Annotated in this window: 4 protein-coding genes; 3 read left to right on the forward strand and 1 reads right to left on the reverse strand. The window is 64.2% G+C overall.

What is annotated here, in order from left to right; translation table 11 throughout:
- Both EOA22_RS27640 and EOA22_RS27645 read left to right on the forward strand, forming a co-directional pair.
- A partial coding sequence (locus EOA22_RS27640; RefSeq protein WP_127390362.1) for an ATP-binding protein occupies nucleotides 1-1,039 on the forward strand: 1,039 nt, incomplete at its 5' end.
- A 29-nt stretch (nucleotides 1,040-1,068) separates the two neighbouring features.
- Nucleotides 1,069-2,235 (forward strand): FAD-binding oxidoreductase, encoded by a 1,167-nt coding sequence (locus EOA22_RS27645; protein ID WP_063169568.1) that lies wholly within the window; start codon nucleotides 1,069-1,071, stop codon nucleotides 2,233-2,235.
- Nucleotides 2,236-2,311: 76 nt separating this feature from the next.
- Here EOA22_RS27645 and EOA22_RS27650 read toward each other — a convergent pair whose 3' ends face one another.
- Entirely contained in the window at nucleotides 2,312-2,737 is a 426-nt protein-coding gene (locus EOA22_RS27650) for a GNAT family N-acetyltransferase (protein ID WP_013528786.1), read from the reverse strand.
- 128 nt (nucleotides 2,738-2,865) lie between these two features.
- Here EOA22_RS27650 and leuD point away from each other — a divergent pair, with 128 nt between their 5' ends.
- Nucleotides 2,866-3,471 carry a 3-isopropylmalate dehydratase small subunit gene (leuD, locus tag EOA22_RS27655; RefSeq protein WP_013528787.1) on the forward strand — a complete coding sequence of 202 codons (606 nt, stop codon included), beginning with the start codon at nucleotides 2,866-2,868 and terminating at the stop codon, nucleotides 3,469-3,471.
- Nucleotides 3,472-3,625: the final 154 nt, after the last annotated feature.

Raw genomic sequence — 3,625 nt, forward strand, 5'->3', positions numbered from 1 at the left:
CAGCGTGCTCAGGCTGCGCATTCCGCACCAGCCGCCGCCACCGCTCTATTCGGTCAGCCGCGGCACCAAGGTGCGTGTCTTCGTCGCCCTGCCGGTCGCTGTCGACGGCCAGGTCGCCGGCGTCGTCTATGTGTCGCGGACGCCCAACAACATCATCAAGCATCTCTATGGCGAACGCGGCAAGGTGACGTTGGCGGCGATCGCCATTCTCGGCGGCACGCTGCTCATCGGTCTCATCTTCCTGCGCACCGTCAGCCGGCCGATCTATGCGCTGATCGACCGCACCGAGCGCATCGCCGCCGGCGACCGCACGGCGATCCGGCCGCTCGACCACCACGGCACGCGAGAGATGGCGGAGCTGTCCGCAGCCTTCCTCGACATGGCCGAGAAGCTTCAGGCACGGTCGGACTCGGTCCAGACTTTCGCCACACATGTCTCGCATGAGCTCAAATCGCCGCTGACGGCGATCCAGGGCGCGGCCGAATTGCTGCGCGATTCCGGTGGCGCGATGGACGATGCGGAGCGGCGGCGTTTCTCCAACAATATCGTCACCGATGCGGGGCGGCTCAATCTGCTGGTGCGGCGCCTGCTCGACCTGGCGCGCGCCGAAAACCTGGCGCCGAGCGGCGAAAGCACATCGCTCGGTGCGGCACTGTCGCTGCTGCCCGTCGATAGCAGGCTCACGGTTAGCATCGGGGCCGGCGGCGACATCAGATTGCGCATATCGGCCGAGAACGCGGCTATCGTGCTGGCCAATCTCATCGACAATTCGGCCAGGCATGGCGCGACGCAGGTTTCTGTCTCCGCTACGAGCGCCGGCGGCAAGGCGAGCATCCTGGTCAGCGACGACGGTGCCGGCATTTCGCCGAGCAACCGGGCGCGCATTTTCGAGCCGTTCTTCACCACGCGGCGCGAACAGGGCGGCACCGGCATGGGGCTTGGCATCGTGCTGGCCCTCCTGAAAGCGCATGATGGTATGATCGCGCTGGTTGACAGCGAGCGCGGCACGCGCTTCGAGGTCATTCTGCCGGTGGCGTGAAGGACACTATCGGCCGGATCGGAGAGAACATGCGCTACGACATCGTCATCATCGGCGGAGCCATCGTCGGCTCCTCGGTCGCCTATTACCTGCGTGAGCAAGGGTTTTCCGGCACGATCGCGCTGGTCGAGCGTGATCCGCAATTCGCGCATGCGGCAACGACGCTGTCCATGGCCTCGATCCGCCAGCAATTCTCGATCCCGGAAAACATCCGCCTGTCGCAGTTCACGCTGAAGCTGTTCCGGCGGCTGAAGGAAGAGTTCGGGGATGACGCCGATATCGGCTTTCGCGAGGGCGGCTACCTCATCCTTGCCGGCGAGGACGGCTTGCCGATCCTGAGGAGCAATCACCAGGCGCAGATGGCCGAGGGCGCCGACATTGTGCTGGAGGACGCGGATCAGCTGGTGCGCCGGTTCCCATGGCTGTCGACCGAGGGCATTTCAGCCGGCGCCTATGGCCGCACCGGCGAAGGCTGGTTCGACGCGCATGCGATGCTGACGCTGTTCCGCAAGGCGCTGCGGCAGAAGAAAGTCGATTTCATCGCCGCAGATGTCACCGGCATCGCGCGCGATGGCAACCGCGTCACGGGAGTGAGCCTGGGCAATGGCGAGACGCTGGAGGCTGGCATCGTCGTCAACGCCGCCGGCCCTAACGCCGGCAAGGTGGCTGCCATGGCCGGGCTCGAGCTGCCGGTCGAGCCGCGCAAGCGCAATGTCTTCGTCTTCGAGGCGCGCGAGAAATATGCCGACATGCCGCTGCTGGTCGATCCCTCCGGCATCTATGTCCGTCCGGAAGGCTCGGTCTACCTCACCGGCGGCGCCGAACCGGAGGAAGGCGACTGCGCACCCGATCCCGGCGACTTCGAGGTAAACTGGCCACTGTTCGAAGAGGTGATCTGGCCGGTGCTGGCGACCCGTATTCCCGCCTTCGAGGCGATCAAGCCGACCCGTGCCTGGGCCGGCCACTACGACTACAACACGCTCGACCAGAACGCGGTGATCGGTCCGCATCCCGACGTCGGCAATTTCCTATTCGCCAACGGCTTTTCCGGCCACGGCCTGCAGCAGGCGCCAGCAGTGGGCAAAGCGCTGGCCGAGCTGATCGTGCATGGCGGTTATCGCACGGTGGATTGCTCGGCGTTCGGGTATGAGCGGGTGGCGGAGGGAAGGGCGTTCCGGGAATTGAATGTGATTTGAGCGGGCGAAGGGAAGGTCCTTTTTGACGCTGGCGCGAAGGATCGCCACGGTTGCGGAAGAGTATTTCGAGCGAGCCTCAGCCCTTGCGGTCGAACCAGAAGGCGTCGGCCATGCGCTTCATGCCGATACGTTCGTAGAAGCCGACGGCATCGGGCATGGAGATCAGGCTGATGGCGACCGATGGTCCAAGCTGCCGGCGCGCCTCGTCCATCAGGCCCTTGCCGATGCCGAGCCCCTGTGCCGATCGGGAAACGGCGAGTTCGGAGATGTAGCAGACCCAGGAGAAGTCGGTGATCGCCCTGATGACGCCGATCAGCGGCTTGCCCTGAATATCAAGGCGCGCGGTCAGCACCAGATTGGCGCCCGACAGCATCGCCCGCAGCCGCGCTTCATCATCGATCGGCCGTGTCTCGCCGAGGCCGGATTCGACCAGCACGCGACGGAATTCGGCGATGTCGAGCGCGGGTTCTCTTTCGTAGAGGACGTGTGCGTTTTCTGCCATGGCCGCCAGATTGCACCATCGGGCTGGCTTGTGCCACCATGCACGAACAGTTGCCTTTTATTTGCCGCCGGCTTTGTGTAAACCGGGCCTCAGCAAATTCCCCCGCAACGAAAACACGGGCAAAAACCATGGAAAAATTCACCAAGCTCACCGGCGTCGCCGCTCCGATGCCGATCGTCAATGTCGACACCGACATGATCATCCCGAAGGATTATCTCAAGACGATCAAGCGCACCGGGCTCGGCACCGGCCTGTTCGCCGAAATGCGCTACAAGGACGACGGTTCGGAAAACCCGGATTTCGTGCTCAACAAGCCGGCCTACCGCAAGGCGCAGATCCTGGTCGCCGGCGACAATTTCGGCTGCGGCTCCAGCCGAGAGCATGCGCCGTGGGCGCTGCTCGACTTCGGTATTCGCTGCGTCATCTCGACCTCGTTCGCCGACATTTTCTACAACAACTGCTTCAAGAACGGCATCCTGCCGATCACCGTCAGCCCCGAGGATCTCGAGAAGCTGATGGACGACGCCTCGCGCGGCTCCAATGCCACGGTGTCGGTAGACCTCGAAGCCAAGGAAATCCGTGGGCCGGATGGCGGCGTGGTCAAATTCGACCTCGACGACTTCAAGCGGCACTGCCTGCTCAACGGGCTCGACGATATCGGCCTGACCATGGAGAAAGCCGGCGCCATCGCTTCGTTCGAGAAGCGCAACGCCGAACAGCGCCCCTGGGCCTGAGCGGCGCGCTCCGGACGGGTGGATCTGGCCTTTCGGGCCGGTTCGCGGCGACTGAGTGGAGGGACAGTCATGACACGTTCGCTTCTTGCCGGCCTTTGCGGGCTGGCCTTGTTGCTGGGGCAAATCGCCAGCGCGTCTGCGCAGACCCAGACGC

The organism is Mesorhizobium sp. M7A.F.Ca.US.014.04.1.1, assembly GCF_003998745.1.
GTDB classification, from domain to species: domain Bacteria; phylum Pseudomonadota; class Alphaproteobacteria; order Rhizobiales; family Rhizobiaceae; genus Mesorhizobium; species Mesorhizobium ciceri.